Origin of the sequence: Pseudomonas sp. 9Ag, assembly GCF_902506445.1 — a bacterium.
GTDB classification, from domain to species: Bacteria; Pseudomonadota; Gammaproteobacteria; order Pseudomonadales; family Pseudomonadaceae; genus Stutzerimonas; species Stutzerimonas stutzeri_AB.
In genome coordinates this window covers 1-5,348 of sequence record NZ_LR733839.1, presented here as the reverse complement: position 1 = coordinate 5,348, position 5,348 = coordinate 1, and the positions used below count along the sequence as shown (strand labels likewise).

Genomic DNA, 5,348 nt, shown 5'->3' with positions numbered 1-5,348 from the left:
CTCAGTAGTGAAACGACGCATCGCCGATGGTAGTGTGGGGCTTCCCCATGTGAGAGTAGGTCATCGTCAAGCTTCTACACCAAACCCCCGATCTTCGTAAGAGGATCGGGGGTTTGTCTTTGGGCGCGAGAAAATTGCTGGTCGGTCGCTGATGGGGGCTGACGGATAACCTGTTACGCTTGCTCAGTAATAGTCGTTTCCATTCTGGAGAAGAGTCAGGCGCTGTTATCGGGGTGAGCCGAAGTGCTACCGCCCAGCATTCGCTTCGCAGGCTGTATTGAGTAGCTGGCAGAGGCTTGCTGGTAGCGCGTTGCGCTTGAGCGTTGTTGAGCTACAGCTTTCGCTTTGGCCATGAGGGCAACACTGATTCGATGTAGCATTTAATAGCTTTACCTAGCTCACCTACCGCCTGAGTACACCGTTTGGATGATGTCCAGGACGTCGAACTGATACGCTGCAGTTCGTCCACTATTCATGTCTATGACAGCAGCGCGCGCAGCCATGGCTTACTACCCTGAGTTAATTGGCTCATAGCATGGTGTAAACCGGCATCGCCCGGCCGTTGCTTTCTAGGGCTCGAGCCACGTTGGCTGCTGAAACCTACTGGCGGCTAAAGAAATCTTCCAACTGTCCGAAAACCTGTGCAGGCGGGCTCGCTTGGTTGCGAATCCGCTGGTGTCGTACAGGTTGTTCTTGGGGCTTGCAATTATTTTCGACTGTCTCCTAAAGCTCACCGAAACGGCGCCGATAAGCTAATCGAATGCGAACTCAATGGGTGCCTGGGCAAACAGCCGGCCCGGAGTCGTAAGCTCAGGCAACCAAAGTAACTAGCGCCCTTGGAGGCAAATCATGGCTCTTACAGTCAACACTAACGTCGCGTCGCTAAATACCCAGCGTAACCTTCAGTCGTCTTCAAATGCGCTAGGAACATCGATGCAGCGCCTCTCGACCGGTAGCCGTATCAACAGCGCTAAAGACGATGCGGCTGGACTACAGATATCAAACCGCCTGACTAGTCAGGTAAATGGCCTCAACGTAGCAGTTCGCAACGCAAACGATGGCATTTCTCTGGCACAAACAGCAGAAGGAGCGTTGCAGCAGTCGACGAACATCCTTCAACGTATGCGCGATCTCGCACTGCAATCCGCAAATGGTAGTAACGACTCTAACGACCGTGCCGCTTTGCAGAAAGAAGTTGGCGCTTTGCAGAACGAGCTGACTCGTATCTCCGAAACCACTACTTTCGGAGGAAGAAAATTGCTTGATGGCTCGTTTGGTGCCACTTCGTTTCAGATTGGTGCAAATGCGAACGAGACTATTGATGTATCGATTGGCAATGCTAGCGCAGCCAAAATTGGTGCCTACACTTCCGATAAGGCCGGCTCAGCGCTAGGAATAGCTACAGCTGCAGCAGGCGATGCGTCCGGCACCTTGAAAATTTCTGCCAACGGCAAGGCTTATGACGTTCAGGCATTCACAACGACTGACACCGCCGGTGAGGTTGCGAAGAAGATCAACCAAGTCGGATCGCCGGTAAAAGCGTCTGCACGTACTGATGCCGTGCTGACAAAGGCTGCGAACGTTGCCACTTTTGATCTGAAAATCGAAGTCTCGAAGACTAGTACTGGAACTGCGGATTCGACTATCGATTTGAAGGGATTGACTTCTTTCGATCAAGTCGTGAGTGCAGTGAACGCAAGCGGTTCCGGTATATCTGCGAAAGTTAACGGCGATGGAACCTTGGAGGTCAGCTCCGCGGACGGCGCAGCTATAAAATTCACCGGTGCTAACACCGTGGATGGTGCCGCAACCCCAGCTGCTGTTACTAACGGGCTTACGCTGAAGGCTCGCTCAGCTGAGGATTCGAATAGCGACAACGCTGGTGACCTTGGTCCAGCGACCGCTCTTGATGTAAGTACCGGTGTTGGTGTTGCCAACGGTGCTCTAAAGCTCAGCTCTTCGGCTGCATATTCGCTCTCTACAGGGACGGCTGCTGACCTTGCAAAAATCACAGGGGAGCCTGCAGGAAAACTGGCTAAAATCAGCGATGTTGATGTAAGCAGTGCATATGGCGCTCAGAATGCAGTCGATGTGATAGATGCAGCAATCGCATTCATCGACTCGCAGCGTTCAGATCTCGGCGCTGTACAGAACCGCTTCGACAACACAATTGCCAACCTCCAAAGCATCTCGGAAAATGTCTCCGCCGCTCGCGGCCGTATTCAGGACACCGACTTCGCTGCTGAAACCGCAAACCTGAGCAAGAACCAGATCCTGCAACAGGCTGGTACCGCGATCCTCGCCCAGGCCAAGCAGCTGCCGCAGGCTGTTCTAAGTCTGCTGCAGTAATCGAGCAGAAGGCGTTAACGATGGGGGGAGAGCTAGCTCTGCCCCCATTGATTCATGAGAGGTGAATCAATGGACGTCGCAAAGATATCGGGCGGAAATACATCGCCCATAATAGCTGGTGCTTCGCCCAGCCTCTTCAAGGAGGCTGGGTTTTCTGCGTCTGACGATTCGGGTCAACCAAAGAAAGCAACGAATGCGAAATCATCTGCTGACATGACCGATCTGGTCGAGCGGTTCCGTTCGCAGGTGCAGAGTATTCAACGTGACCTGAATTTCAGCGTCGATGATTCAACCGGTGACGTGGTTGTGCAGGTTATCGATGGCGACTCGGGCAAGGTTGTTCGGCAGATTCCGTCAGAAGAAATTCTTCGGCTGACTGAGCGATTAGACGAGATGCGCAGTTTGATGTTCGAAGCCAAAGCCTGATCGGTACGATTCATGTATTTAGATACTGGCCAACATATTTTTGACGAGGTGCGGTTATGGCTGACATAGGTATAGGTTCCGGTATAAACATCGGGAGTATCGTGTCCAGCATGGTCGCGGCTGAGCGTGCGCCGAAAGAGACGCAGCTCGCCAATCTTGAAAAGAAAACTACCACCCAGATCACTGCTATGGGCGCTTTGAAGGGCGCTATCAGCGATTTCCAGACGGCGCTTGGGTCGTTGAACAAGGCCGACCTTTTTCAGGCGCGCTCAGCGAATTCCAGCAAGTCGGATCTTGTCGGTGTAACTGCCAGTACCACTGCAGATGCCGGCACGTATCAGGTCGAAGTTAAAAGCCTCGCAACCAATAGCAAGATAGCACTTGCCGCCATTCAGAGTTCCGCCGAGGCGCCCGCTGCTTTTGCTAGCGGCACGCTTGATATTTCTCTCGGCGTACCAGGGACACCGCCTTCAAAGGAAACCTTTTCCGTCACGGTAGACGAGAGTAATAACAGCCTTGCCGGCGTGCGTGACGCTATAAACGAGGCAGGCAAAGACAAAGGGGTAAGCGCAACGATTGTGACCGACGAGTTTGGCTCTCGGCTCGTATTGACCAGCAACAAGACAGGTGCCGGTCGCGATATTACGATCGCGGTTGCTAACGAGACGGCAGCAGCAACTGGACAGACGGCACTGTCTGTGCTTTCCTTCGACGGTAATGCTTCGAGCACAGAGAGTGGAGCGCGAGTGCTTTCCCAGGCCCAAAGCGCCGAGCTGTATGTGGACGGCTTGAAGGTCATTAGTGAGAACAACAAGGTTGATGGCGCAATCGAGGGCGTTACGCTTGATCTGAAGGCCAAGACGGCTGCTGACGAGCCTCTGACAATTACTGTGGCGGAAGACAAGGGTGGCGTAAAAAAGCAAGTTCAGTCCTTTGTTGACGCTTACAACAAGCTTATTGGCGTGGTCAACGCACAGACAAAGGTAACTCCCGTAGGCGATGGCAAGACGCCAGTTACTGGAGCGCTTGTGGGGGACGCCACAGCTCGAACGCTACTCGGCACGATCCGCAATGAACTGGTGAATGTCCAGGGTGACGGTGCCATTCGTGCGCTGACTGATATGGGAATCACGACCCAGAAAGACGGCACGCTCGCCATTGACGGCACCAAGCTGGACAAGACGCTGGCTGACAATTTCGATAAATTGTCCGATTTCTTCACTGGCGATACCGGCTTGGCTGCCCGGCTCGACGCGAAGCTCAAGCCCTATACCGAAACCGGTGGGATTCTCGAACAGCGCAACAAGGCAATGACCGAGACGATTACGAAGATCGACAAGCAGAAGGAAGATCTTGACCGTCGCATCACGTCGCTCCAGGAGCGACTCCTGAAGCAGTTCAATGCGATGGATTCCCTGGTCGGGCGATTGTCTAACACTTCTGCAAGCCTGTTGGCATCCCTTGAGAATCTGCCTTGGGCAGCCAACAACTCGAAGAGGTGATCTAGGTGTACGAATCAAACCGCCATCCAGGCGGTTTTTTCCGTTTTGGCAGATCCGATTACTATTCAAGTTTGGCTGTTGTCGACCGATACGCTGTACATGGAAATGTGATGTAGCAAGGGGGCTATCCAAATGTATGCAATGTCGGCAATGAAGCAGTATCAGCAGGTTGGCGTGAAGGCTCAGGTTACCGAGGCTGATCCGCACCGCTTGATCCAGATGTTGATGCAAGGCGGCCTGGATCGTATCGCTCAGGCTAAAGGAGCCATGGAGCGTGATGCGTTCGCCGAGAAAGGCGTTTTGATCGGCAAGGCTATAAATATCATTGGCGGCTTGCGCGATGCTTTGGACAAGAGCATCGGTGGTGAGCTGGCCGAGAATCTGGATCGCCTCTACGAATACATGACGATGCGCCTGTTCGAGGCAAGCCGGCATAACGATGTTGAGAAGTTGAACGAAGTAGGTAGGCTGCTGGGCGAGATCAAGGTGGCCTGGGACCAGATTGCGCCCAAGGCGTGAGTTTTTGTTCTGAGCCTTCTGCGGATCGGCTTCCGATTTATTCACCATGCGCTGACAAACGAGGATGCCCATGTCGTCACCCAAGCAAGCATTCTCACTACTCGCGAACAAGTTGCGTGATGCATTCGCAGCGGGCGATTGGGAAGCCGTTGCGCTGTTGGATGAAGAATGCCGTGCCCTGGTGGCCGCACTAGGTGATGGAGATGCATCTGACCTGGCGCTACGCGAGCAACTGGCCGAGGTTTCACGCGTTTATGACGAGCTTCAACAGGCTGGTAGAGCGGAGCGAGAGCGATTGGCTGGGGAGCTGACGCGTTTGAACCAGTCGAAGCAGGTCAATCAGGCCTATAAGCCGCTGGGCTGAAGCGGTCGGGATCAATGTCTGTTTTCCGGCTTTGGTGGGCTGAAGCCCACCCTACAGGTGACGTAGATACCGTCTTCCCCATTACCGAGCAAGGGCCAGTTGAGGGTCGAAACGCTGGCCCGATTTAAGTACCCCATAGGCGATGTGCAGCAGCTTGCGCATCGCTGCACAGACGATTTGTTTTCCGG

5 protein-coding genes are annotated in these 5,348 nt (G+C 53.7%); all 5 read left to right on the top strand.

Annotation, left to right across the window (positions count from 1 at the left end; all coding sequences use genetic code 11):
* Nucleotides 1-849 precede the first annotated feature (849 nt).
* The 5 genes from ALTERO38_RS21420 (at nucleotide 850) to ALTERO38_RS21400 (ending at nucleotide 5,160) form a co-directional block, all read left to right on the top strand.
* Entirely contained in the window at nucleotides 850-2,349 is a 1,500-nt protein-coding gene (locus tag ALTERO38_RS21420; protein ID WP_159969811.1) for a flagellin, read from the top strand.
* Nucleotides 2,350-2,418: 69 nt separating this feature from the next.
* Nucleotides 2,419-2,775, top strand: a complete 357-nt coding sequence (locus ALTERO38_RS21415; protein WP_178114657.1) for a flagellar protein FlaG — start codon at nucleotides 2,419-2,421, stop codon at nucleotides 2,773-2,775.
* A gap of 56 nt (nucleotides 2,776-2,831) precedes the next feature.
* Nucleotides 2,832-4,277 carry a flagellar filament capping protein FliD gene (gene fliD / locus ALTERO38_RS21410; RefSeq protein WP_159969810.1) on the top strand — a complete coding sequence of 482 codons (1,446 nt, stop codon included), beginning with the start codon at nucleotides 2,832-2,834 and terminating at the stop codon, nucleotides 4,275-4,277.
* Nucleotides 4,278-4,409: 132 nt separating this feature from the next.
* The gene (gene fliS, locus ALTERO38_RS21405) at nucleotides 4,410-4,796 is read left to right on the top strand and encodes a flagellar export chaperone FliS (RefSeq protein ID WP_159969809.1); all 387 of its coding nucleotides are present in this window, start codon (nucleotides 4,410-4,412) and stop codon (nucleotides 4,794-4,796) included.
* Nucleotides 4,797-4,866: 70 nt separating this feature from the next.
* Nucleotides 4,867-5,160 (top strand): flagellar protein FliT, encoded by a 294-nt coding sequence (locus tag ALTERO38_RS21400; protein ID WP_159969808.1) that lies wholly within the window; start codon nucleotides 4,867-4,869, stop codon nucleotides 5,158-5,160.
* The last annotated feature ends 188 nt before the right edge of the window (nucleotides 5,161-5,348 follow it).